This is a genomic window from Microvirga aerilata (assembly GCF_016743775.1).
Classification (GTDB): Bacteria; Pseudomonadota; Alphaproteobacteria; order Rhizobiales; family Beijerinckiaceae; genus Microvirga; species Microvirga aerilata.
Genome location: NZ_JAEQMY010000001.1, coordinates 140,560 through 161,844, shown reverse-complemented (window position 1 = coordinate 161,844; position 21,285 = coordinate 140,560). Strand labels below are relative to the sequence as shown.

Genomic DNA, 21,285 nt, shown 5'->3' with positions numbered 1-21,285 from the left:
GGGGAAAGAGGTGGATCATGGCTTCTGAGAAGGTTCGGCAAAGGACTGAGGGTCCATAGTCCACATATGAACGACTGTCCCGAATTTTCTAGGCGGCTTTAGGCTATAGGCCGAGCGTTGCCCGCCCCGGCCGTCGTTTGACTCGCACTTCCGCGAACCTTAGCGTTGAAGCGGCTGCCCCTTCCGCAAGGGCATCTTCTTGGGATGAGAGGCGGATGTTCGATGAGGGTGACATGACGAAGCTGATCGGCCTATCGGGGAGCCTGCGCCAAGCCTCCTACAATGCAGCTTTGCTGCGGGCTGCCGCAGGGCTGATGCCGGAGGGGACCGAGCTCGTGGTCGAGACCATTCGGGGCATTCCGCTCTACGATGCGGATCTCGAGGCAGCCGAGGGAATCCCGGAGCGCGTGAGCGGGCTCAAGGACGCTATCGCGTCAGCCGATGGGCTCCTGCTGGTGACGCCCGAGTACAACAACTCGATTCCGGGCGTGTTCAAGAACGCCATCGATTGGCTCTCCCGCCCCAATACGGACCTCAAGCGCGTCTTCGGCGGCAAGCCCGTCGCCCTGATCGGGGCCTCCCCAGGCGGATTCGGGACCATTCTGTCCCAGAACGCCTGGCTTCCCGTGCTGCGATACCTGGGCGCCGATCTCTGGAATGGTGGGCGCCTGATGGTGTCCAAGGCGCAGACGGTGTTCACCCCGAATGGCGTGCTTGCGGACCAAAAGATCGAGGAGCAGCTCCGTGCTTATCTTCAGGGCTTCGTCGCCTTTGCCGAGGCCTCGCGGCAGGAGACGTCCGTGTCCTGAGCCTATTCGTCCTCGCGGTGCTTGAACGGGGTTGCCTCCGCCAGTTCATCGGCTGCCTCGGAAACGTAGAGGCGCTCCTGCTCCAGATAAGCCTCGACGGCCCGGCGCAGAGAGGGATCGGCGATGTCGTGGGCGGATGACGTGATCACGGGCTTGTAACCCCGCGCCAGCTTGTGCTCCCCCTGGGCTCCGGCCTCGACCCGGTCGAGGCCGCGGGCGATGGCGAAATCGATGGATTGGTAATAGCAAACCTCGAAATGCAGGAAGGGATGATCCTCGATGCAGCCCCAATTGCGTCCGTAAAGCCGCTTGGCCCCGATGAAGTTGATCGCGCCAGCGATGTAGCGCCCGTTGCGCTTGGCCATGACGAGCAGCACCCGATCGGCCATCCGCTCGCCGATCAGGGAAAAGAAGCGGCGATTGAGATAGGGCCGGCCCCATTTGCGGGAGCCCGTATCCATGTAGAAGGCGAAGAAGGCATCCCAATGCGCCTCCGTGATCTCGGCACCCGTCAGCCATTCGATGGAGACGTCGTTTGCCAGCGCATCACGCCGCTCGCGCCTGATCGCTTTGCGCTTGCGGGAGGCGAGTGCGTCGAGGAAGCCGTCGAAGCTGCCATAGCCTTCGTTGAACCAGTGGAATTGCTGGTCGTTCCGCTGCAGGAAACTTTCCGAGGTAAATGCCTGGAGGTCCCGATCCTGCAGGAAAGTGGCATGGATGGAGGAGGCGCCTGTCTGGTCCCGCAGGGCCCGCAGGCCCGCGATCAGGTAGGAGCGTACTTCCTCAGCCTTGGATCCGCTGGGGACGAGAAGACGGGGGCCTGTGGCGGGCGTGAACGGCACCGCAACCTGGAGCTTGGGATAATAGCGCCCACCCGCCCGGGTATAGGCGTCCGCCCAGGAGTGATCGAAAACGTATTCGCCCATGGAGTGGGACTTGAGATAGCACGGCGCCGCACCCAGAAGGTTTTCTGCCTCGTCTTCGACAATGACGTGCAGAGGAGCCCAGCCGGTTTTCGCCCCGACACAGCCTGAATCCTCCAGCGCGGACAGAAAAGCGTGGGACACGAAAGGGTTGTTCAGGTCGTCGTCGCCCGATCCACTGCCCGCAGCGCAGGCATCCCAGGCGGCGGCAGGAACGGCCTTCAGGCCCTGGGCAATTTTGACTTGAAGCGTCACTGGATGGAAGGATCTCGCCGTTTGGACAAAGAGCTAATCACTCGGCGAGATCCTTGCAACCGTCAGGGCAGGAAGCCCTCGAACACCATCTGGTCCGCATGCTGCTCCGCTCGGGCGCGATCCTCGGGATTGCGCACGGTCCATGCCATCAGGGGCAGGTTGCCGATGGCCTTTGCCAAATACGGGGCGGCGCAAGGCAGGTTATTCACCTTCCAGGACACGAACTGCGGCTGGGACTCTTCGAAATGCAGCAGGTTCGAGAGCCTGTGCCGCAGCTCGTCTGTCATGAAGCTGTCGGCCTTTGAGGCATATTCCAGCTCGCCGATGATGCCGCGCGTGATGCTCGGCGCGATGGAGCGCAGGGTCGCGACGATCTGGGGATCGAAGGACTTGATCACGAACGGACCGCTGTAGTCGTTCAGGATTTCCACGGTCCGCTTCGTCAGGGTCATGTTGCCGTCGAACTTGCTCTTGATCTCGACCACAAGCGGCACCCGCCCGGCAACCGTATCGAGGAACTGCGTCAGCGACGGAATCTTGTCTCCCGCCTTGGCTCCGGAGATGTCGATCCCGGTCAGGTCGGACAGATTCCGCTCGGCGACGCGGCCGGTCTCTCCGGTCAGGCGCTCCAGCTCGAAATCGTGGAACACGACGGCTTCGTGATCTGCGGTCAGCTGCACGTCGAGCTCGATGGGAAAACCGCGCTCTACGCCGGCTTCCGCGGCCGAGAGAGTGTTCTCGATGACGCCGTTCGCCTTGTTGTGAAGGCCGCGATGGGCGATGGGCTTCGCGACAAGCCAGCTCGGCGTGCTCATTGGACTTCGAACATCCCTTCGACTTCGACACAGGCATCGAGCGGCAGTTCGGCCACGCCGACCGTGGAGCGGGCGTGACGGCCCGCATCGCCGAGGACCTCGACCATCAGGTCCGAGGCGCCGTTCATGACGGGGGCGAGAGCCGCGAAGGTCGGCACGGCGTTGATGAAGCCGCCGAGGCGCACGCAGCGCACCACCTTATCGAGATCGCCGACGGCGGCCTTGAGCTGGGCGAGGAGGTTGATCGCACACAGCCGGGCGGCCTCCTGGCCGGTCTCGGGAGAGATATCTGCCCCGAGCTTGCCCTTATGGCCGTCGGCCAGCTTGCCGTCGAGGCTGAGGCAGAGCTGCCCGGAAATGACGATCAGGTTCCCGGTCCGCACGAAAGGAACGTAGTTTGCAACCGGTGCGGCCGGTGTCGGCAAGGTGATGCCAAGGTCCTGAAGTTTCTTGTCGACTGCGCTCATGAAAGCCTCGGTTTGTCACTTAATCCAGAAGGAGTAGTGGCGGATGAGCCGGAAGGACGCAAGCGGGAACATTGCCCTGTCCGCAGGACACACCTATCTTGGCAACCGTGGGATCGGGAGAAGAGATGCGTTTCCTTGCTGTGGCCTCGGGCCTTTCCATCGTCTTGCTGATGCCGGCTTTAGCGGAGACGGCGAAGCCCTCGGTTCAACTCGCGCCTCACAGGGCGGTCTACGACCTCTCGCTTCTGCGCGCAGGCAACTCCAATGGGGTCGAGAACGCCAGAGGGCGCATCGCCATGGAGTTCGGTGGCGATGCCTGCGACGGCTACACCCTCAAGTACCGTCAGGTCACGATCCTGAACAGCAGTGAGTCGGGCTCCAACACCGTCGATATCCAGACGGCGACTTACGAGACGGGCGATGGCCGCTCCATGCATTTCAAAAGCACATCCCTGCGCCAGGGACTGATCAAGGACGGGGAGGTGGATGGCGATGCCAAGCTCACGCCCCAGGGAACGCTGAACGTTGACCTCAAGCAGCCAAAGAGAGCAGCCTTCGCGTCCAACGGCGAGACCGTCTTTCCGACCGAGCACCTGAAACGTTTGATCGAAGCGGGCCGCCGCGGTGATACGACCCTGGCCGTGAAGGTCTATGACGGGTCGAACAAGGGCGACAAGGTTTATGACACCTTGGGCCTGATCGGCCGAAAGATCGAGCCGGGTGCGGCGGCGGCCTCCCTGGAGGACCCTGCCCGGCAGGAGAGCCTTGCCTCCGTGCCGCGCTGGCCGGTGACGATCAGCTATTACGAGGAAGGGACCGCGGACCGCGTTCCGGTCTACACGATTTCCTTCGAGCTTTATGAGAATGGCATCAGCCGCGCCCTGAAGCTCGATTACGGCGACTTCGCCCTGAAGGGCGATCTGAAGAGCTTGGACGTGCAGGCGCCGAGCCCCTGTCAGCGCTGAGGCTTGCGCAGCACGATTCCCTTCTGCACGGCGTTGGCGCCGAACTTCTCGCGGATCTTGTCGATCGCGGCCTCCATGTGGGCCTGCCGCACCACCGTCTGATCCGCGAGGTCGCCCTTGTCCGCGTCCGCCCCATCGCAGAGATCGGCCGCACCGATCCCAATGAGGCGAAACGCCGTCCCGTCGCAGGACGCCCTCAGGAGCTGCCGCGCGGGGTCGAACAAGCGGACAGCGAGCTGGGTTGGAGCGAGGCCCGACCGGGTCCGGGTCAGGAGCCGGAACTCTTTGTCCTTGAGCTTCAGGGTTACGCTGCGTCCGGCAAGGCCCGCGGCCTTGAGGCGCCGGGAGACCTTTTCCGACAGCCGCCACAGGATCGGCTCGAGATCCTCGAAGGAGCGGAGGTCCGTCTCGAAGGTTGTCTCCGCCGAGACGCTCTTGGTCTCCCGCTCCGGGGTGACAGCCCGGCGGTCCTCGCCCCAGGCCAGACGGGACAGGCGCTGCGAGTCGCGGCCGAGCGCCTCGAAAAGGAGCTTCAACGGCACGTCCCGCAGGTGCGCGATCTGCGTCACGCCCACCTTGGCAAGGCGTGCCTGGGCTGAGGCGCCGATGCCCGGGATGATCCCGACCGGCTTGTCGGCGAGGAAATCGGCGGCCTCCTCACGGCCGATGATGGAAAAGCCGCGAGGCTTGTGGAGATCCGAGGCGATCTTGGCCAGGAACTTGTTGTAGGAGAGCCCGACCGAGATGCTGATCCCGATCTCGTTCTCGACCTTATGGGCGAATCGGGCGAGCGTCAGGGCAGGGCTGCCGTGGTGCAGGCGCTCCGTGCCGGTCAGGTCCAGGAAGGCCTCGTCGATGGAGACCGGCTCGACCAGCGGCGTGAGCTCCCGCATGAGCTGGCGCACCTCGCGCCCGGCCTTGCTGTACTTGTCTCCGTTCGGCTTGATGACCACAGCGTGGGGGCACAGCTTGAGGGCCTGGAACATGGGCATGGCGGAGCGCACCCCATAGGTGCGCGCCACGTAGCAGGCCGTCGAGACAACCCCGCGCTTGCCGCCGCCGATGATCACCGGCTTGTCCGCTAAGCTCGGCTCGTCGCGCTTCTCCACCGCCGCGAAGAAGGCGTCGCAGTCCACATGGGCGATGGAGAGGCCATCGCGCTCCTTGTGCCGCAGCAGGCGAGGGGACCCGCAGGCCGCGCACCTGTCTGCCCCGCGCCAGGCGGCGGGGGTGAGGCAATCGCGGCAGAAGGGCGCTTCGCTCATGGAACGGCTGGGCTCAGAAGGCGGCTTGGCTATTCGAACTCGGACGGAGAAAGGCTCCAGTGGGCCTGCATGATGTATTCAGGCTTGGTGTTCATTTCCTTGGCCAGGGCGATCAGCAGCGGCTCGTCCGAGGCGACGTAGTCGAGGATGCCGGCAAAGAAGCCTGGAGACGAGGCCGCCGAACGAATGGTGTCGGGGCCAAGCCCCGACACCGCAAGGAAGCGGCCCAGGCGCTCTTCGTCGCTCATGATGAACGAGAAAGCCTGGAGTGCGACATTTTCGGCCTCTTCGCGGGTAACTCTTTTTAAGGGAGTGTTCATGCTGTCAGTTTGCATTTCATCAATAGGTTTAGACCTACCTATATCATCAGATGAATAATTGGGCCGGTGAAGTGCGTTTTTGGGCCCCGGGATAGCGGCAATGAAGAAGACGGTGCTCATCGTTGAGGACAACGAACTCAACATGAAGCTCTTCAACGACCTCCTTGAGGCTCATGGCTACGCGACCTTGAAGACCAGCCATGGCATCGAGGCCATGGAGCTGGCCCGGGCCCATAAGCCTGACCTGATCCTCATGGACATCCAGCTTCCCGAGGTCTCAGGCCTCGAGGTGACCCGCTGGCTGAAGGCGGATGAGGAGCTGAAGTCCATTCCCGTGATCGCCATCACGGCCTTTGCCATGAAGGGCGACGAGGAGAGGATCCGGGAAGGGGGCTGCGAGGCCTACATGTCCAAGCCCATTTCCGTGGCCAAGTTCATCGCCACGGTCAAGACATACCTTGAGGCCGACAACGCTTCCTCTTAGCTTGGCCGGAATATTTACCTGGCTAAAACCTAACGTCAGGAGAACGATTCATCTCTTTGACAACACTTGGCTTTAACTTTTTTGGGAAAATGCCGCTTTTTGGCCACAAGGGCGCTTGCATCGCCAAATGTTTCCTATACGTTCAACTCAAGTATCCGCCACGAGCGGAAGAAATGCCCTACGGATGCTCAGGTCCGCCGCATCTCCTGGGACTTCGGGGGCTCGGCCAGCTTGGGGGCAGATCGTTGCCTCCTCAACACTGCCCCCAGCTGGCCACCAAACTTCATTTTCCAAGCATGGCGCCGCAAGGCGCCTTTTTATTTGCCTGGGTTGCGCGCGGGAAGCATTGAAGAACTTTCGTCATGTCCGTTCGAGTCAGTCAAACATCTCGTACACCCCAAGCTTGGCCATAAGACAGGCATGCCGTCAAGGAAACTGCCGCTGCCGGCATGATCCAAGGTGCGGTTGCTGTCCTGCCCTGCTACGTTAGGAAAACACTTTCCAAACGGGATGAGGGACATGGACCATCGCACACCATCGCAGCCTTCCAAGACAGCGTTGACCCGCTTTTCCGTGGCTCCCCTATCGACCATGACCCGGCGGCTGGCGGATGTGGCCTCGGGCCGTGCTCCCGCCGATCTGGTGATCACGGGTGCTCGGGTGCTCTCCACCTACAGCGAGCGCATCGCGCCCGAGCGGGAGATCTGGATTGCGGGCGGGCGCATTGCGGCCGTCAAGTCGGCCGGCTCCCATAGGCAGGTGAAGGGAACGCCGGGCAGGGTCTATGACGCGAAGGGCGGCATCATTGCGCCCGGCCTGGTCGATCCGCACATCCATATCGAAAGCAGCATGATCACGGCCTGCGCCTATGCGGAGGCGGCGTTGCTCAACGGCACGACGACGATCTTCTGCGACAGCCACGAGATCGGCAACGTGATGGACGCCGCCGGCATCGAGATGATGCTGGAGGATGCCCGTCACGCGCCGCTTTCCATTTTCCTCACCGTGCCCAGCACGGTGCCGGCAACCTCGCCGGAGCTGGAAACCGCCGGTGGCGACCTGACGCCTGAAAAGATCGCAGCCCTCTTCGACAGCTGGCCGGAAGCAGCGGCGCTCGGCGAGAAGATGGATTTCGTGCCCGTCACAATGGGCGACGAGCGCAGCCATGCGATCCTGGCCGCGGCCCTGGAGCGCGGCAAGCCGATCTCGGGGCACATCTATGGCCGCGAGTTCGTCGCGGCCTATGCGGCAAGCGGCGTCACCGACACCCACGAAGCCATCGACAGGGACATCGCGGACGATCTGCTCGACGCGGGCGTCTGGATCTTCCTGCGCGGCGGTCCGCCTACGACCCCATGGCACTCCCTGCCGGAGGCCATCAAGACCATCACGGAGCTGGGCTCGTCCCACAAGCGCATTTGCGTGTGCACCGACGACCGGGATGCTGACGACCTCATGATGTTCGGCATGGACTGGGTGACCCGAGAGGCGCGCCGCGCCGGGATGAGCCGCGAGCAGGCGTGGAGCATGGGCTCGCTTCATCCGGCCACCCGCTTTGCCATGGAAGGCGAGATCGGCGGCCTCGGCGGCGGACGCCGGGCCGACGTGGTGCTGCTCAACGATGAGCTGGAGGTGCAGAACACCTGGTACGGCGGCGAGCTCGTGGTCGAGAACAAGCGGATCACGCCGGTTCTCGATGGGGCGCTCTCCAACCGCTACCGCTATCCGGACGAAGCCTACCGCACGGTCCATATCCCCCAGGTGCCGAAGCTGATCCCGGAACTGCCGACGGAATCCTGCACGGCCAATGTGATCCGCGTTGCCCTGCCGGGCATCGTGCTGTTCCACGACAAGGTTCAACTGGACAAGGAGGAGAGCTGGGAGGCTTTGCTCTCCAAGAACGATCTGACCTTCGTCACCGTCATCGAGCGTCACGGCCGCACCGGGGGTGTGGCCCATGGTCTGCTCAAGGATTTCGGGCTCAAAAGCGGCGCCGTCGCCAGCAGCGTCGGGCACGACTCCCACAACGTCATCGTCGCCGGCACGAACGAGGCCGACATGCGGGTTGCCCTCGATACGCTCATCGAAGCCCAAGGCGGCGTTTGCCTCGTCGATGGCGGCAAGGTCGTCGCCATGGTCGCGCTCCCGATCGCCGGTCTTCTCTCCGACAAGCGCGTGACCGAGGTGGCGGCCGAGACGCAAGCCTTGAAGGCAGCCTGGGAAAGGGCGGGCTGCAAGATCCCCTATATGGGTTTCAACCTGATCCCGCTTTCCGTGATCCCGGAGATCCGCATCACCGACAAGGGCCTGGTTCTGGTGCCGGAAATGGAGCTCGTGCCGCTTTACGAGGGGTGACGGCCGCCGCCCGGTGAGGGCCTTTTCACGGGCGCTGCTGCGGCGCAGGCGCTTCAAACCTCCCCAGCGCTTCGCGCATGGCGGCTGCGAAGGCGGGATGACCGTACAGATCGTTATGGCCTGCCTCGGCGACGGTGCGGTCGAGAACGAGGTTGGGGATTGCCGTGCGCAATGGCTCCGTGCGCCGAGGCGGCACGATGGTGTCGCGGCCTGCTGCGATCAGAGCGGTCGATGTCCGTTGATCCTTCACAAGGTCGATGGTCGGCATGTGGTGCCGCAGGAGCAATCCGGTGGGCGCCCATGGAAAATGTTCGCGGGCGAGGGCCTTCAGCGAGTCGAAGGGTGTGACCAGCACGAGGCCGTCCACGGGGCGATGGCGGGCCAGATAGGCAGCCACCCCGCTGCCGATGCTGAAGCCGACGGCGACGACCCTTCGGGCGGGTTCCTGCTGCAGGCGGTCGAAGATCGCCAGCGAGTCCTCGAGCAGGGCCTTTGCGCTCGGCTGGCCGCCGCTCGGCGGATAGCCACGGTAATGAAACGCGATCACCTCGTGATCCGGAAAGAGGCCATGGAGATACAGCCCCATGGCCTCCGCATTCCACGCATTGCCCCCGAACCCGAGCAGCGCGGGCTTCAGGTCCGACCGGCTGCCGAGCCGCACGCCGATGAGGCGCACGCCATCGGCTGTTGTCAGCTCCAGCCGTTCGGCCGACGGCGGCAGGTTGGGCCGGTTGGCCGCTGCCATCTGTGCCGGAAACAGCATCCGGGTTTGCGACAGCGCTGCCACCGAGACCAGGGCGGCGTAGAGGAGGCTGATGCCGAGAATTAGATAAACAAACCACATGCGTGCCAGCCTGGAATGGCGTGCTGCCGGCAAGGTCAACGCTCCGAAGCTTCAGGAGTGCTCCGCAGCGCCAGCTCCTCGGTGCGTGCCAGCAGATCGCCAAGGTCCTTCTTGAACTGCTCGAAGGCAAAGCCCAGGGCAAAGACCTGCCCGAAGGTCTCGCCGGGCAGCTTTTGCATCAGGACATCTGACCTGAGAGCTTCCGTGGCGCCGATGAAGGCATGAAAAGCGGCCTGGAAAGCACCTGGATCCGGAGGTGGCTTACGATGCTGAAGAGCCTGCGCCAGCCCTAAGAGCAATTCCCGAGTTCTTTCATGCAGGACGGTCAGCGTCGGTCCTAGCCTCTCCAGGATCGGTGCGGGCAGAGGGCTCGACGCGGCGCGGCCGATCATCACGAGATCGTGGCGCACCCGGTAGAGCGTGCGGATGAGGGGCTCCGGATCGGCGGCATCGGTCAGGTGGCTTCGGCGCTCCCGCGCCGCTTCATCGGCGGCGGCTTCCGCCTTCTTCAGGGCCGCGCGGATTCGTGGGTGAAGCTGCTGCAACGCCTCACGGCCTTTCGGACCCGCGGTGAGTTCGTCAATGAAGAGGGAGATCAGCTCCGCATTGAGGGAGACAACCTTTGCGGCGGCTTCCGTCATCAGGGTGTGGGCTCGGGCAGGCAGCACCAACAGGGAGACGATGAGGCCTACGATGTTGCCCAGCGTGATCTCCAGCACGCGGTCGAAGGCCGAGAAAAGGGGGCCGATCGCCTGCCCCGTCGGCGGCAGAAGCATGATGAGCGCGGTGATGGGCGCAACCCGGAAGGCTGGTCTGACGGCGGCAAGAAGTGCCAGAGGGAGCAGGGCGACGACGATTGCAAGCCCCAAGCCGGCGGGAGAGTCATGCGGGACGAAAGCCGCAACGACTCCGCCGTAGACAGCTCCGGCAAGCGTGCCGCTGAACCGCTCGATGGCGGCCTTGAGTGAACCTCCGACGCTGGCCTGGGTCACCACAACGGCCGTAATCACGGCCCAGTATCCCTGCGGCAGGCCGATGACCTTCGTCACTACAAAGGCAAGGAAACCGGCGACGGTTACCCGCAACGCCAGCTTCATATCTGCGGGACGTAGCCCGATCCGGTCCCAGGCTCGTCCGATCCACCCAAGGAATGCCATGCGATTCTCCGAACGCAGAGCATAAAGGGTGGTTCGCAAAGGGTGCCAGGCGATTGAGCCTATGCGTGAGGATCCTGCGGGTCTGGCAGCACTCTCAGGCTCGATCCGCAATCTGCGCAGATGCCAAGGCCCGGTGACGCGATCATATGGGACGTGCCGCATTCCGGGCAGCCCTTCATGGCCATCCGCAGAGATCCCTGCATCTGGGCTGCACTTTGACGGAACGCCTCACTCACTTCGACGACTTGATCGAACATGGCCGCCTCCTTCGAGGAAGCACGATGCTGCGCCTCTTGGCACCCGTCGTCAAACACGAATTCTGGGTAGTCAGGCGGGCTCCCGATGGCCGGTGGACAGCACTGTTTCCATCCGGGTCAGAAGGCTCGCCGCAACGGAGAACAGGCCAAAGAGCACATGCGGGAGGTAGACCCGGTCCGCAAAGCCGAACAGGAAGGGCGAGGCCGCCAGCACCAATCCTCCGATCCCGTCGAAGATCAGGTGGAGGGGCATCGGCAGGAGGCGCAGCACCCCGAGCTCATAAGCCGTCAGGGCGGAGTAAAGGATCGCTCCCACCCCGAACACGACCGCAACCCACTTGGCTGCCGGCACATCCGCGAAACCGAGGAGCCAGGGGGTCGAGAGCAGCGCGATCCCCCAGATATAGTCGATCACGCCATGCACGCTCGTCGGAATGAAGCGCATTCGACGGGCCTTACGAGCGTGCAGCGCCTTGCGCGCCGGAGAGGTTCTGCTGAAGCCATTGCACAATCTCGCCGCTTTCCAGCATCGGCTGGCCGTCGATCACCAGACAGGGCACCTGCGACTTCCCGGTCAGCTGGACGAGCTTGTCTTTCGCGCCCTCGACCTCGTTGATCTCCGTATAGTCGATCCGGTCCTTCAATCCCTGCTCGTCGATGAAGTCGCGCACGCGGGCTGAGTAGGGGCACTGCCATTTGTGAATGAGCTCGAGCTTCAAGGCATGGTCCTTTCAGGGTATATCACTTGAGGGAGCGCCTGCGTCGCCGCAGGACGATCGCGATTACGAGGATCAGAGCCGAGAGGCCGATGATCGTGCCGATCGTCGTCAGCCAGATCGCACCGCCTTCCATGGCCCATCTCCCTCCTGGTCTGTTGCGGCAACGTGGTTCTCCAGCGCCCTGTTCCTCCGCTCAAGCATCCTTGGCTTGTGAAGATGGGCGGCTGCTCTAAATCGCAGGGAGGGCCAGAGGATCGGCAGAGCGGCGGATGAGCAGAATTCAGTGGCAGCAGGACCGCGTGGCTGGCGTGCCGCTCAATCGCCATGTGGGCTTTGTCGGACCCATCGAGGTCGGCAACGTCGCCTATGACGGCAGCAACAAATTCTGGATCTGGTCGACACCTCTCCAGGAGGATGCCTGGGGCTACGGTCCGACGGAGCAGGCCGCCAAGGCAGCTTTGGAGTTCTGGCTCGTCTCCTGGCTCGAAAACTTCAGGCCTTTCTTTCAGGCTGGCGATACACCGCCAGCCTGACTGGCTTGTTCCGTGCGCGATCAAACCCTCGTGCTGCGGCCGCGCCCGAGGAAGTAGTAGAGGAGTGCGGCAACCACGACGACGGCGACGATGATCCAGATCCAGTCCATTCCGTCGCCTGCGGCCGCCGCCTCGCCGGGGGTCGCTCCGGTCGTGGTTCCTGAAGGGGAGGTTGCTCCACCTCCGGGCGCTCCGGCTGGGGGTGTCTGAGCGAAAGCGATGGTGCTCCAGACCGTCAGCATCATGGTCAGCATGGACGCCTTGAATGTTTCAAGCATCTGATCTCTCCTCAGCCCGCCATCGGGCTTTTGAATCAACGTTGCCCACGGAGGGGCGTTCCGTGGAGACGAGAGAAGGTTACATCTGGAACAAGGGCAGTTTCCGCCAAGTTGTCGCTGCACGGGTTTGTCCTATCGGAAGGGAATGCGCAGGTGCCCTCATCGCCGCAACAGTCTCCGGTGGTTCTCCTGGTGGAGGAGGAGCCGAGCATCCGGGAGGCGCTTGTCCGCCACCTGCATGAGGCAGGATTCGAGGTGCTCGAAGCGACGGATTCGGATGCTGCCCTCGCCCAGCTTCAGAGCCGCCCTGCCGTCCATGCCCTCCTGACCGACGCGCACGTGCCTGGCAAGATCGACGGCTTCGAGCTGGCGGACCAGGCTCGCAGGCGCTGGCCCGATCTGGCCGTGGTGATGATGTCGGGGCATTCGGATGCCAGTTCCGGGCCTGTGCCTGCAGGCGCGGAATTCGTCGCCAAGCCCTACCTGACCACCCATCTCGTTCCGGCCCTGAACCGGCTGCTCGGGAGAGCCTCATGACTCACGTCGTGCTGCTCGGCGACAGCATCTTCGACAACGGCGCCTATGTGCGCCGGGGCGAGCCCGATGTGGTGACGCAGGTGCAGGCGAAGCTTCCCGGCGGCGCGAAGGCCTCCCTCTGCGCGGTTGATGGCGCCGTCACCGCCGGTGTCGAGCGACAACTGGCAAGGTTGCCTTCGGACGCGACCCACTTGGTGGTGAGCGTTGGCGGCAACGATGCTCTGCGCAGCAGCGGCCTCCTGCGGGAGCAAGCCCGCTCGGTGGCCGAGGTGATCGCGAAGTTCGCCGCCGTTCAGGACGAGTTTGCCCGAAACTACCGGGCAATGCTCGATGCCGTTCTCGAGCGCCGCCTGCCGACTGCGGTCTGCACGATCTACGATGCCCGGTTCCCGGACCCGCAGGAGCAGCGCCTTGTGGTGACGGCGCTTTCCATCTTCAACGACGTCATCACCCGCGAAGCCTTTGCCCGCAGGCTCCACCTCATCGACCTGCGCCTGATCTGCAACGAGCCCGACGACTACGCCAACCCCATAGAGCCATCGGCCAAGGGTGGGGAGAAGATCGCGGGCGTAATCGCGCAAGTAGCGGCGGGAAACACGATTTTCCCGCGCTCGCAGGTTTATGCACGCTGATCGATTGGTCCTCGAAGGCGGCCAATCATCTGCCTGTGGCGAACAGGCTCCCGGAGCATCCTGGGTCCTCCCGATCATCCTCCCAATCGTCCTCTCGGTCCTTGTAAAGATTAGACCTGAAAGCCGAGGTGCCATGACGCGGAAGCCGGAAACATCGAACCAGCGAATTGAGGAGCTTGCCGTCTTTCTTGATCAGGTTGCGTCGATCGGAGGCAGGATTGCTCATTGGCCAAGCGGCGCAGGGCGGCATGGCGCGAGGCTGCCAAACGGATCAACGCTTCAACTTCAGCTTAGCCGCAGATGCGGAGCGGATCGCCGAGCATCGGTCAGCAATTGTGAACGAATTGTCAGAAATCTTTGATTTTCATCAAGAAATTACGAGTTTTTCAGCCAAGCTGCGAACCAAGACTCAGGCTTCTGAATTGATTCAGTATTGAAGGGTATTTGCCCCTTCTCAAGAGGTTGGTCATGAAGAAACTAGCGTTACTGGCCAGTGCTGCCATCATCACTGTCGGAAGCGTCGGATCGGCTGAGGCCCAACGGTGGCGCGGCCATCGCCACGGCGGCTGGAACAATGGTGGCGCCGTCGCCGCCGGCCTGATCGGCGGCGTGGTGCTCGGCGGCCTGCTCACTGCCGCAGCTACCCCGGCTTACGCCTATCCCGGTTATGGCTACAGCTATCCGTCCTACGGCTATCGCTATGGGTACGGCTATCCTGCAGCCTATAGCTATCCGGCCTATTCCGACCCGGCCTACGGCTACTACTCGGCCCCGGTCGCAACACGCGTCGTCTACCGGCCTGCTCCGGTCTATCAGACCCGAGTGGTCTACCGCGAACCGCGCTACCGCACCCGAGTCGTTTACCGGCAGCCCCGTGAGGTGACGCGGGTGGTCTACAGAGAGCCACGGGCAATCAATGACAGGCGCTTCTGGGACCGCGATCGTGTCCGCCTCGTGCGAGCCGCCCGGCGCGATGTGGTAACGACCGGTTCGATCAGCCGTCGCCAGATGCGTGAGATGGACCGGATCCGCCACTGGGAAGACACGCGTTCGAGCCGCTAGGCAGGCACCTGCCGGGCAGTCTTTACCACAGAGAACGAAAAAACCGCCCGAGAGGGCGGTTTTTATCTGCGCAATTCTGCTTGGAAGCGGATTACTTGATCTTGGCTTCCTTGAAGTCCACGTGCTTCTTCGCGACAGGATCGTACTTCTTCATCGTGATCTTGTCGGTCATCGTGCGCGAGTTCTTCTTCGTCACGTAGAAATAGCCCGTGTCGGCGGTGGAGACGAGCTTCACTTTGATCGTTGCGGCTTTGGCCATGGTCGGACCTCATGTTCGGTTCGGCGTTTCGGTGGGCCCTAGGGCTTCGGCGAAACGCAAAAGCCGGGCGAACCCGGCCGGAAAATCGTGACGTTCCATTGCCCCATAATCCAAGTTCCGTCAAGGGCAGGGGGCGAAAAATCCCCGCCAGACCTCCACTGTCATCCCCGCGAAGACAGGGATCCATGATCATGGGTTTCAACGCGTGTGCGTTCAGTCCCCATGCCATTCTGCCCCATGCCCATTCTGGCTCTTAAAGGCTATGGGTTCAGGGCTCTGCTACACGGCTCCGGGATAACGGGTGGCGTCCGGATTACAGCAGCTCCTTTATGAAACGGCCGCGCTGCTGATGGAAGAAGGGCACCGGCAGCTGGTGCCCGAAGCCAGCGGCGATACGGGCCTCCAGCTCATTGAGAATCACCGTCGTGATCGGGGGCAGATCCAAGGCTTTCGCCTGAGCGATGGTGACCCAGGTCAGCTCCACAAGCTCCGCCTCGGGGCCGATCACTCCCTCGACTTCATCGGCGATGGCGGTGCGATCGACGGCAAAGAACCGGGTGTCGAAGCGCCTTACCCGCTTCGGAGGCGTGATGGCCCGGCCGATGAAGTGCAGGGCTTCGAGATCAGGATAGACGCCCCGTTCCTGGAAAGTGGACCATGCCGTGCCGGCCGGCACCTTGTCCGGGCTGCCGTAATCCTTGGAGCCCAGGAGAAGGCCCGTTTCCTCGCAGGTCTCGCGGATCGCCGCCAGGGCCAGGGCACGGCTCCGCTGGGCCGAGGGCTTAGTCACGCGGGCCATCAGGGCCTGCTCGGCGCGAGGGTGTAGGGCGCCGGTCACCGTCATGGACCGGTCGCCGGCCTCGATCCGCCCGCCGGGAAAGACGAACTTGCCCGGCATGAACTTGAGACCCTGATGGCGCTTGCCCATGAGCACCTTCGGGCTTTTGGGCTTGCGGTCGATGATGATGAGGGTTGCGGCGTCGACCGGACGGATGGTCGGAGCTTTGGGGTTGGCCTCAGCGGAAACGAGGCGATCCATCTTCGCCAGGGTTTCGATATCCGTCACGTGCATTGTCCTCGTCGGCAATCTTCTTCGCCCGGGCCGCCCCGAAGCCATGCATACCTAGCGCGTATTGCAGCCCCACGACAGCGCCTTTCACAGGCTGGAGAAGCGCAAGGCACAGGATCAGCGTCAGAGCGGGCCAGGTGGCCAGATGCACCCACATGGGCACCTCCAGCCTGGTCTCGGTCATCAGGATGCCGTAGCCGATCAGGTGGCCGACGATGAAGATCACCAGATAGGGCGGCAGGTCGTCCGCCCTGTGGTGGTGAAACTCTGTCCCGCAGGCGTCGCACTGCTCAGCCACCTTGAGAAAGCGGCCGAAGAGCCGACCCTTGTCGCAGGCCGGACAGTGGCCGAGAAAGCCGCGCCTCATGGCCGGGATGACCTTTATGTCGCCGGGCTCCTCCAGGGAGCCCGTCTTGATCGTCAAAGACATCGCCTATCCTTACTGGGCGCCTCCGCGCCGCTTGACCTTGACCCTGGTCGGGGAGCGGCCGCTCGGCGGAGGCGCCTTGCCTGCCTTGAAGCCGCGATGGGGACGCTTCGCGCCCTTCGTGGCTGCCCCTGTCTTTCCGGTGAAGCGGCCCTTGGTGAGCAGCTCGAACCGCAGCGCACCGGCCACCGGCGCGGCCTCGACCAGCTTCACCTGCACCTTGTCGCCAAGGCGATAGGTTTCGCCCGTGTCGTCGCCGCGCATGGAGTGGGTCTTCTCGTCGTAGCGATAGTAATCGTTGCCGATGGTGGCCGCCGGGATGAAGCCGTCCGCGCCGGTCTCATGCAGCTTGATGAAGAGGCCCGCCTTCGACACGCCGGAGATCTGCCCATCGAATGTGGCTCCGATCCGGTCGGCGAGGAAGTGCGCGATCAGGCGGTCGATTGTCTCACGCTCCGCCGCCATGGCCCGCCGCTCCGCCGCCGAGATCTTGGCGCTGATCTCGATCAGCTCCGCCCGGGTCGTGCCGGAGGGCAGCCCGTCCTTGCCGAGCTTGAGGCCGCTGACGAGGGCCCGGTGCACGATCAGGTCCGCATAGCGGCGGATGGGGGAGGTGAAGTGAGCATAGCGCCTGAGGTTCAGGCCGAAATGGCCGTAGTTTTCCGCCGAATATTCGGCCTGGGACTGGGAGCGCAGCACCACCTCGTTGATGAAGAGCTGGTGCTCGGAGCCCTCCACGCTGCGCAGGATCCGGTTGAACAGCTCCGGCTTGATCGGCCCCTGTCCCGGAATCTTGAGGCCGATGGAGGCCAGCACCTCGCTCAAGGAGCGCATCTTTTCAAGCGAAGGCTCGTCGTGGACACGGTAGATCAGGTCGGTTTCGACCTTCTCCAGGCTCTCGGCCGCCGCCACATTGGCGAGGATCATGAACTCCTCGATGAGCTTGTGGGCCTCCAACCGCTCGGGCACGAAGACGCGATCCACGGTGCCGTCGGGATTGAGCACGATCTTGCGTTCGGGAAGGTCGAGGAAGAGCGGCTCTCGAATATCGCGGGCTCGTCTTACAAGCTCGTAGCCCGCCCAGAGAGGCTTGAGGATCGTGTCGAGAATAGGCTTCGTGACCTCATCCGGGTGTCCGTCGATGGCGGCCTGCGCCTGCTGGTAGGACAGCTTCTCCGCCGACCGCATCATGATCCGGTGGAAGGTATGGCTCTTCTTGCGGCCATCGGGGCCGATCACCATGCGCACCGCGAGCGCCGGGCGGTCCTCGCGCGGCCTCAAGGAACAGAGATTGTTCGAGATCCGCTCCGGCAGCATGGGCACCACCCGGTCGGGGAAGTAGACCGAGTTGCCGCGCTCCTGCGCCTCGTTGTCCATGGCGGAGCCCGGCCGGATATAGGCGGCCACGTCCGCGATCGCGACGGTGACCACATAGCCGCCCGCGTTGTCGGGGCTGTCGTCCGGTACCGCATGAACCGCGTCGTCGTGGTCCTTGGCATCCGGAGGGTCGATGGTGACGAGGGGAAGGTCCCGCCAGTCCTCGCGTCCCTCCAGGGAGACCGGCTGAACCTTCTCGGCCTCGTCAAGAACGGCTTTCGGAAATTCGTTGGGAATGTTGTGGGCGAAGATCGCGATGAGGCTGACCGCCTTCTCGGATTTGACGGAGCCCAGCCTTTCCTTGACCTTGGCGGTGGGCAGGCCGAAGCGTCCATGCTTGACGATGGACACGGCGATCAGGTCGCCATCCTGCGCCTCGCCTTCGTCCCCTGGCTTGATCTGCAATTCCTGCTCGCGGGCCTTCTTGTCGACAGGAATGAGCCTGCCGCCGCCTTCCGGCATGGCCCGGAAGATGCCGAGCACCTGCGCCTGCTTCTTGGCGATGATCTTGGTAACGCGGCCGGAATAGCGGTGAATATCGCCTGGTTTCAGCGGATCGACGCGCAGAAGCGCCCTGTCGCCTACGCCTGCCACGGGCATGCCGGGGCGCGGCTTGCGGGGCGACAGGATAATGATCGTCGGAATGGAGCCGTGCTCCTCCTCGTCCCACTCCGTGGGTACGGCGATGAGCTCTCCGTCCCTGTCCCGCTTGGTGATGTCCGCCAGCACGACCGGCGGCAGCTGGCCTGCCTTGTGGACCGTCTTGCCCCTGCGGTCGACCACGCCTTCGATCTCAAGGTCCTTGAGGATCTGCTTGAGCCAGATGCGATCGTTCCCCTTGATGTTGAAGTGATGCGCGATCTCCCGCTTGCCCACCTTGCCCTGGGCACTGGCGATGAAGGAGACGACATCCTCGCGGGATGGGGGAGCGGCGGCGTGGTCAGATTTCGGACGTTTGGCCAAGGGAGAAGCTCGTTGGGTTCATCGGGTCTTGTCGCATGCAAGCTTGGCCGCGGCTAGTGCGCAGCCCGCCAGAGGGATGACGCTTGTGCGGGGCAAGAGATCCATCGAGGCGATTTGCCGTGCGGACAAAAAAATAAGGCCCCGCGAACGGAGCCTTTGAGGGACCGGCCCGTGGGGGCAGAATGAGCCGGTGAGCTTGTACAACTTCCCTCGACGGGGATGGTTCCAGGGGAGTCGAAAAATTTTTAAAAAAAGTTTCGAGCCCTCGGATATTCCTTGTCATCCCCGGCGAGCCGCAGGCGAGGGAAGGGGATCCACACTCGGCGGACGGATTTCCTTCCCGCACTTCGTGCGCCGGGGATGAAACCGGACAGGGTACCCGAAAATCGCGCTGAGCTGCCCCGGGCCGTCGTGTTCAGATGTCCAGATCCGCCTCATCGGCGAAGGCGGCGCGTTCCTGGATGAAGGCGAAGCGGGCTTCGGGCTTGTTGCCCATCAGGCGCTCCACCGCATCGCTTGCCTCCGGCTTGTCGTCCGCGTTGACCACCACCTTCAGAAGCAGGCGCTTCTTGGGGTCCATGGTGGTTTCCTTGAGCTGGGCCGGCAGCATCTCGCCAAGGCCCTTGAAGCGGCCGATCTCGACCTTGCCGCTGCCCTTGAACACCGTTTTCATGAGCCGTTCCCTATCGGCATCGTCGCGGGCATAGGCCGATTTCGACCCTAGCGTCAGCCGGTAAAGGGGCGGGACCGCAAGATACAGGTGCCCCTCGTCGATGAGGCGGGGCATCTGCCGGTAGAAGAAGGTGATCAGCAGCGAGGCGATGTGGGCGCCGTCCACGTCCGCATCGGTCATGATGACAACCTTCTCGTAGCGAAGGTCGGCATCGCGGTACTGCGAGCCCGTGCCGCAGCCGAGAGCCTGGACGAGGTCCGAGAGCTGCTGGTTCTGGTGCAGCTTCTCCTTGCCGGCCGAGGCCACGTTCAGGATCTTTCCACGCAGGGGAAGCACAGCCTGGCTGGCGCGGTCGCGCGCCTGCTTGGCGGAGCCGCCCGCCGAGTCGCCCTCAACGATGAACAGCTCGGAGCCTTTCGCGCCAGCGTTCGAGCAATCCGCCAGCTTGCCGGGAAGGCGCAGCTTGCGGGTGGCGGTCTTGCGGGCGACCTCCTTCTCCTGGCGGCGGCGCAGGCGCTCCTCGGCCCGGTCGATCACCCAGTCGAGGAGTTTGTTGGCCTGTTGCGGCGAGGCGGCGAGCCAATGGTCGAAGGTGTCGCGGATCGCGTTCTCGACGATGCGCCCGGCCTCGACGGTGGCCAGCTTGTCCTTGGTCTGGCCCTGGAACTCCGGCTCGCGGATGAACACCGACAGCATGGAGGCGCAGGTGGCCATCACGTCGTCGGTGGTCACCGCCGCCATGCGCTTGGCCTGGTTCACGCGCTCGGCATGGTCGCGCAGGGCCCGCAGCAGGGCGATGCGAAGGCCGTTCTCGTGCGTGCCGCCCTCAGGGGTGGGCACCGTGTTGCAGTACGAGGTGGAGAACCCGTCCTCGTTCGCCATCCAGGCGACCGCCCATTCCAGCGAGCCGTGGCTGCCGGGCTTGGTGATCTTGCCTGCGAAGATCTGGTCCGTGACCAGCTCCTTCCCCTCGATGTCGTGGAGCAGGTAGTCCTTGAGGCCATTCGGGAACTTGAAGGTGGCTTCCGCCGGAACGTTGGTAGCTCCCTCGATCAGGGACGGGGCGCATTTCCAGCGGATTTCCACGCCGCCGAACAGATAGGCCTTCGAACGAGCCATCTTGAACAGGCGACGGGGCTGGAAATGGGCGTCCGCGCCGAAGATCTGGTGATCGGGCTTGAAGCGCACCTTGGTGCCGCGGCGGTTGAGCACCCGGCCCACGGTTTCCAGCTTTCCCTTGGGGGTGCCGCGGGTGAAGATCTGGCGGTAGAGGGTCTGGCCGCGCGCCACCTCGACCTCGAGGATCTCGGAAAGGGCGTTCACCACCGACACGCCGACGCCGTGCAGGCCGCCCGAGGTCTCGTAGACCTTCGAGTCGAACTTGCCGCCCGCATGCAGCGTGGTCATGATGACCTCGAGCGCCGACTTCTTCGGGAACTTGGGATGCGGGTCGACCGGGATGCCGCGCCCGTTGTCGGTCACCGACAGCCAGCCGCCTTCCTCCAGCTCCACCTCGATGAAGGTCGCATGGCCTGCGACCGCCTCGTCCATGGAGTTGTCGATCACCTCGGCGAACAGATGGTGCAGGGCCTTCTCGTCCGTGCCGCCGATATACATGCCCGGACGGCGGCGGACGGGCTCGAGCCCCTCCAGCACCTCGATGGCCGACGCGTCGTAGCCGGCCTCGTCAGGCGTGCCGGCCTGAGGAGCCGGACGAGACACCTTGACGGCGGCGTTGCGGGCCGAGGCGGGCGTGGCGCGCTTGGCCGTTCCGCCCCCGAAGAGATCGTCATTATCTGTCATTGGGACCTTGGTCCGTGATGATTCGCGTTTCTTTACA

Annotated in this window: 26 protein-coding genes; 9 read left to right on the top strand and 17 right to left on the bottom strand. The window is 63.6% G+C overall.

From position 1 onward, the window contains the following. Nucleotides 1-233 precede the first annotated feature (233 nt). A complete protein-coding gene (locus JKG68_RS00795) occupies nt 234-809 on the top strand; it encodes an NADPH-dependent FMN reductase (RefSeq protein WP_202055367.1) in 576 nt (191 codons plus the stop codon). 2 nt (nt 810-811) lie between these two features. Here JKG68_RS00795 and JKG68_RS00790 read toward each other — a convergent pair whose 3' ends face one another. The 3 genes from JKG68_RS00790 to JKG68_RS00780 form a co-directional block, all read right to left on the bottom strand. Continuing rightward, nucleotides 812-1,987 carry a GNAT family N-acetyltransferase gene (locus JKG68_RS00790; protein WP_202055183.1) on the bottom strand — a complete coding sequence of 392 codons (1,176 nt, stop codon included), beginning with the start codon at nt 1,985-1,987 and terminating at the stop codon, nt 812-814. Nucleotides 1,988-2,049: 62 nt separating this feature from the next. After that, nucleotides 2,050-2,802: a glycerophosphodiester phosphodiesterase family protein gene (locus tag JKG68_RS00785; RefSeq protein WP_202055182.1), complete on the bottom strand. Its 753-nt coding sequence runs from the start codon at nt 2,800-2,802 to the stop codon at nt 2,050-2,052. Then, entirely contained in the window at nt 2,799-3,269 is a 471-nt protein-coding gene (locus tag JKG68_RS00780; protein ID WP_202055181.1) for a RidA family protein, read from the bottom strand. The genes JKG68_RS00785 and JKG68_RS00780 overlap by 4 nt, the downstream gene beginning before the upstream one ends. 125 nt (nt 3,270-3,394) lie before the next feature. Here JKG68_RS00780 and JKG68_RS00775 point away from each other — a divergent pair, with 125 nt between their 5' ends. Next, a complete protein-coding gene (locus tag JKG68_RS00775; protein ID WP_202055180.1) occupies nt 3,395-4,234 on the top strand; it encodes a cell envelope integrity EipB family protein in 840 nt (279 codons plus the stop codon). Here the strand turns inward: JKG68_RS00775 and JKG68_RS00770 are convergent. Beyond that, nucleotides 4,225-5,499 carry a DNA polymerase IV gene (locus JKG68_RS00770; RefSeq protein ID WP_202055179.1) on the bottom strand — a complete coding sequence of 425 codons (1,275 nt, stop codon included), beginning with the start codon at nt 5,497-5,499 and terminating at the stop codon, nt 4,225-4,227. The two genes, JKG68_RS00775 and JKG68_RS00770, sit on opposite strands and share 10 nt — an antisense overlap. 29 nt (nt 5,500-5,528) lie before the next feature. Next, nucleotides 5,529-5,939, bottom strand: a complete 411-nt coding sequence (locus JKG68_RS00765) for a DUF3572 domain-containing protein (RefSeq protein WP_246514990.1) — start codon at nt 5,937-5,939, stop codon at nt 5,529-5,531. Between JKG68_RS00765 and JKG68_RS00760 the strand changes: the two genes are divergently transcribed. Both JKG68_RS00760 and JKG68_RS00755 read left to right on the top strand, forming a co-directional pair. Beyond that, on the top strand, nt 5,920-6,303 hold the full coding sequence (locus JKG68_RS00760; RefSeq protein WP_202055178.1) for a response regulator: 384 nt from the start codon (nt 5,920-5,922) through the stop codon (nt 6,301-6,303). The genes JKG68_RS00765 and JKG68_RS00760 overlap by 20 nt on opposite strands. A gap of 519 nt (nt 6,304-6,822) precedes the next feature. Further along, a complete protein-coding gene (locus tag JKG68_RS00755) occupies nt 6,823-8,658 on the top strand; it encodes an adenine deaminase (RefSeq protein WP_202055177.1) in 1,836 nt (611 codons plus the stop codon). 25 nt (nt 8,659-8,683) lie between these two features. Here the strand turns inward: JKG68_RS00755 and JKG68_RS00750 are convergent, their stop codons facing one another. From JKG68_RS00750 to JKG68_RS00725, 6 genes are all read right to left on the bottom strand, one after another. Beyond that, the gene (locus JKG68_RS00750) at nt 8,684-9,502 is read right to left on the bottom strand and encodes an alpha/beta hydrolase (RefSeq protein WP_202055176.1); all 819 of its coding nucleotides are present in this window, start codon (nt 9,500-9,502) and stop codon (nt 8,684-8,686) included. Between the two features lie 35 nt (nt 9,503-9,537). Then, nucleotides 9,538-10,659: an FUSC family protein gene (locus JKG68_RS00745; protein WP_202055175.1), complete on the bottom strand. Its 1,122-nt coding sequence runs from the start codon at nt 10,657-10,659 to the stop codon at nt 9,538-9,540. Between the two features lie 59 nt (nt 10,660-10,718). Continuing rightward, on the bottom strand, nt 10,719-10,916 hold the full coding sequence (locus JKG68_RS00740; RefSeq protein WP_202055174.1) for a hypothetical protein: 198 nt from the start codon (nt 10,914-10,916) through the stop codon (nt 10,719-10,721). 70 nt (nt 10,917-10,986) lie between these two features. Beyond that, nucleotides 10,987-11,361: an SPW repeat domain-containing protein gene (locus JKG68_RS00735; protein ID WP_202055173.1), complete on the bottom strand. Its 375-nt coding sequence runs from the start codon at nt 11,359-11,361 to the stop codon at nt 10,987-10,989. Nucleotides 11,362-11,371: 10 nt separating this feature from the next. Beyond that, nucleotides 11,372-11,635, bottom strand: a complete 264-nt coding sequence (locus tag JKG68_RS00730; RefSeq protein ID WP_202055172.1) for a glutaredoxin family protein — start codon at nt 11,633-11,635, stop codon at nt 11,372-11,374. Between the two features lie 22 nt (nt 11,636-11,657). Continuing rightward, nucleotides 11,658-11,768, bottom strand: coding sequence for an LPXTG cell wall anchor domain-containing protein (locus JKG68_RS00725; RefSeq protein WP_202055171.1), 111 nt, complete (start codon nt 11,766-11,768; stop codon nt 11,658-11,660). A 136-nt stretch (nt 11,769-11,904) separates the two neighbouring features. On the opposite strand from JKG68_RS00725, the gene JKG68_RS00720 reads away from it, so the two are divergent. Then, nucleotides 11,905-12,168 carry a hypothetical protein gene (locus tag JKG68_RS00720; protein ID WP_202055170.1) on the top strand — a complete coding sequence of 88 codons (264 nt, stop codon included), beginning with the start codon at nt 11,905-11,907 and terminating at the stop codon, nt 12,166-12,168. A gap of 20 nt (nt 12,169-12,188) precedes the next feature. On the opposite strand, the gene JKG68_RS00715 is transcribed toward JKG68_RS00720, so the two are convergent. After that, complete coding sequence (locus tag JKG68_RS00715) at nt 12,189-12,446, bottom strand: hypothetical protein (RefSeq protein WP_202055169.1); 258 nt, start codon at nt 12,444-12,446, stop codon at nt 12,189-12,191. 153 nt (nt 12,447-12,599) lie between these two features. Here JKG68_RS00715 and JKG68_RS00710 point away from each other — a divergent pair, with 153 nt between their 5' ends. The 4 genes from JKG68_RS00710 (at nt 12,600) to JKG68_RS00695 (ending at nt 14,677) form a co-directional block, all read left to right on the top strand. After that, nucleotides 12,600-12,983 carry a response regulator gene (locus JKG68_RS00710; RefSeq protein ID WP_202055168.1) on the top strand — a complete coding sequence of 128 codons (384 nt, stop codon included), beginning with the start codon at nt 12,600-12,602 and terminating at the stop codon, nt 12,981-12,983. Further along, nucleotides 12,980-13,615: an SGNH/GDSL hydrolase family protein gene (locus JKG68_RS00705; RefSeq protein WP_202055167.1), complete on the top strand. Its 636-nt coding sequence runs from the start codon at nt 12,980-12,982 to the stop codon at nt 13,613-13,615. Before JKG68_RS00710 ends, JKG68_RS00705 begins: the two co-directional genes overlap by 4 nt. 218 nt (nt 13,616-13,833) lie before the next feature. After that, the gene (locus JKG68_RS00700) at nt 13,834-14,052 is read left to right on the top strand and encodes a hypothetical protein (protein WP_202055166.1); all 219 of its coding nucleotides are present in this window, start codon (nt 13,834-13,836) and stop codon (nt 14,050-14,052) included. Between the two features lie 31 nt (nt 14,053-14,083). Then, nucleotides 14,084-14,677 carry a hypothetical protein gene (locus JKG68_RS00695; protein WP_202055165.1) on the top strand — a complete coding sequence of 198 codons (594 nt, stop codon included), beginning with the start codon at nt 14,084-14,086 and terminating at the stop codon, nt 14,675-14,677. A 91-nt stretch (nt 14,678-14,768) separates the two neighbouring features. Here JKG68_RS00695 and rpmG read toward each other — a convergent pair whose 3' ends face one another. The 5 genes from rpmG to parE form a co-directional block, all read right to left on the bottom strand. Continuing rightward, nucleotides 14,769-14,936, bottom strand: a complete 168-nt coding sequence (gene rpmG, locus JKG68_RS00690; protein WP_202055164.1) for a 50S ribosomal protein L33 — start codon at nt 14,934-14,936, stop codon at nt 14,769-14,771. Between the two features lie 313 nt (nt 14,937-15,249). Further along, entirely contained in the window at nt 15,250-16,008 is a 759-nt protein-coding gene (locus JKG68_RS00685; RefSeq protein WP_376773093.1) for an NUDIX hydrolase, read from the bottom strand. Then, complete coding sequence (locus JKG68_RS00680; RefSeq protein WP_202055163.1) at nt 15,953-16,435, bottom strand: DUF983 domain-containing protein; 483 nt, start codon at nt 16,433-16,435, stop codon at nt 15,953-15,955. The genes JKG68_RS00685 and JKG68_RS00680 overlap by 56 nt, the downstream gene beginning before the upstream one ends. A gap of 9 nt (nt 16,436-16,444) precedes the next feature. Then, nucleotides 16,445-18,772: a ribonuclease R gene (gene rnr, locus JKG68_RS00675; protein WP_202055162.1), complete on the bottom strand. Its 2,328-nt coding sequence runs from the start codon at nt 18,770-18,772 to the stop codon at nt 16,445-16,447. Nucleotides 18,773-19,187: 415 nt separating this feature from the next. After that, nucleotides 19,188-21,248: a DNA topoisomerase IV subunit B gene (parE, locus tag JKG68_RS00670; RefSeq protein ID WP_202055161.1), complete on the bottom strand. Its 2,061-nt coding sequence runs from the start codon at nt 21,246-21,248 to the stop codon at nt 19,188-19,190. Nucleotides 21,249-21,285: the final 37 nt, after the last annotated feature.

What these genes read in the sequence shown, in the direction of transcription:
- JKG68_RS00695 (WP_202055165.1), top strand. Translation starts at nt 14,084, where the DNA reads ATGAAGAAACTAGCGTTACTGGCCAGTGCTGCCATCATCACTGTCGGA.
- JKG68_RS00765 (WP_246514990.1), bottom strand. Translation starts at nt 5,939, where the DNA reads ATGAGCACCGTCTTCTTCATTGCCGCTATCCCGGGGCCCAAAAACGCA.
- rpmG (WP_202055164.1), bottom strand. Translation starts at nt 14,936, where the DNA reads ATGGCCAAAGCCGCAACGATCAAAGTGAAGCTCGTCTCCACCGCCGAC.
- JKG68_RS00755 (WP_202055177.1), top strand. Translation starts at nt 6,823, where the DNA reads ATGGACCATCGCACACCATCGCAGCCTTCCAAGACAGCGTTGACCCGC.
- JKG68_RS00680 (WP_202055163.1), bottom strand. Translation starts at nt 16,435, where the DNA reads ATGTCTTTGACGATCAAGACGGGCTCCCTGGAGGAGCCCGGCGACATA.
- JKG68_RS00770 (WP_202055179.1), bottom strand. Translation starts at nt 5,499, where the DNA reads ATGAGCGAAGCGCCCTTCTGCCGCGATTGCCTCACCCCCGCCGCCTGG.
- JKG68_RS00715 (WP_202055169.1), bottom strand. Translation starts at nt 12,446, where the DNA reads ATGCTTGAAACATTCAAGGCGTCCATGCTGACCATGATGCTGACGGTC.
- JKG68_RS00705 (WP_202055167.1), top strand. Translation starts at nt 12,980, where the DNA reads ATGACTCACGTCGTGCTGCTCGGCGACAGCATCTTCGACAACGGCGCC.
- JKG68_RS00720 (WP_202055170.1), top strand. Translation starts at nt 11,905, where the DNA reads ATGAGCAGAATTCAGTGGCAGCAGGACCGCGTGGCTGGCGTGCCGCTC.
- JKG68_RS00735 (WP_202055173.1), bottom strand. Translation starts at nt 11,361, where the DNA reads ATGCGCTTCATTCCGACGAGCGTGCATGGCGTGATCGACTATATCTGG.
- JKG68_RS00745 (WP_202055175.1), bottom strand. Translation starts at nt 10,659, where the DNA reads ATGGCATTCCTTGGGTGGATCGGACGAGCCTGGGACCGGATCGGGCTA.
- JKG68_RS00785 (WP_202055182.1), bottom strand. Translation starts at nt 2,802, where the DNA reads ATGAGCACGCCGAGCTGGCTTGTCGCGAAGCCCATCGCCCATCGCGGC.
- JKG68_RS00795 (WP_202055367.1), top strand. Translation starts at nt 234, where the DNA reads ATGACGAAGCTGATCGGCCTATCGGGGAGCCTGCGCCAAGCCTCCTAC.
- JKG68_RS00750 (WP_202055176.1), bottom strand. Translation starts at nt 9,502, where the DNA reads ATGTGGTTTGTTTATCTAATTCTCGGCATCAGCCTCCTCTACGCCGCC.
- JKG68_RS00780 (WP_202055181.1), bottom strand. Translation starts at nt 3,269, where the DNA reads ATGAGCGCAGTCGACAAGAAACTTCAGGACCTTGGCATCACCTTGCCG.
- JKG68_RS00725 (WP_202055171.1), bottom strand. Translation starts at nt 11,768, where the DNA reads ATGGAAGGCGGTGCGATCTGGCTGACGACGATCGGCACGATCATCGGC.
- JKG68_RS00760 (WP_202055178.1), top strand. Translation starts at nt 5,920, where the DNA reads ATGAAGAAGACGGTGCTCATCGTTGAGGACAACGAACTCAACATGAAG.
- JKG68_RS00775 (WP_202055180.1), top strand. Translation starts at nt 3,395, where the DNA reads ATGCGTTTCCTTGCTGTGGCCTCGGGCCTTTCCATCGTCTTGCTGATG.
- JKG68_RS00685 (WP_376773093.1), bottom strand. Translation starts at nt 16,008, where the DNA reads ATGCACGTGACGGATATCGAAACCCTGGCGAAGATGGATCGCCTCGTT.
- JKG68_RS00740 (WP_202055174.1), bottom strand. Translation starts at nt 10,916, where the DNA reads ATGTTCGATCAAGTCGTCGAAGTGAGTGAGGCGTTCCGTCAAAGTGCA.
- parE (WP_202055161.1), bottom strand. Translation starts at nt 21,248, where the DNA reads ATGACAGATAATGACGATCTCTTCGGGGGCGGAACGGCCAAGCGCGCC.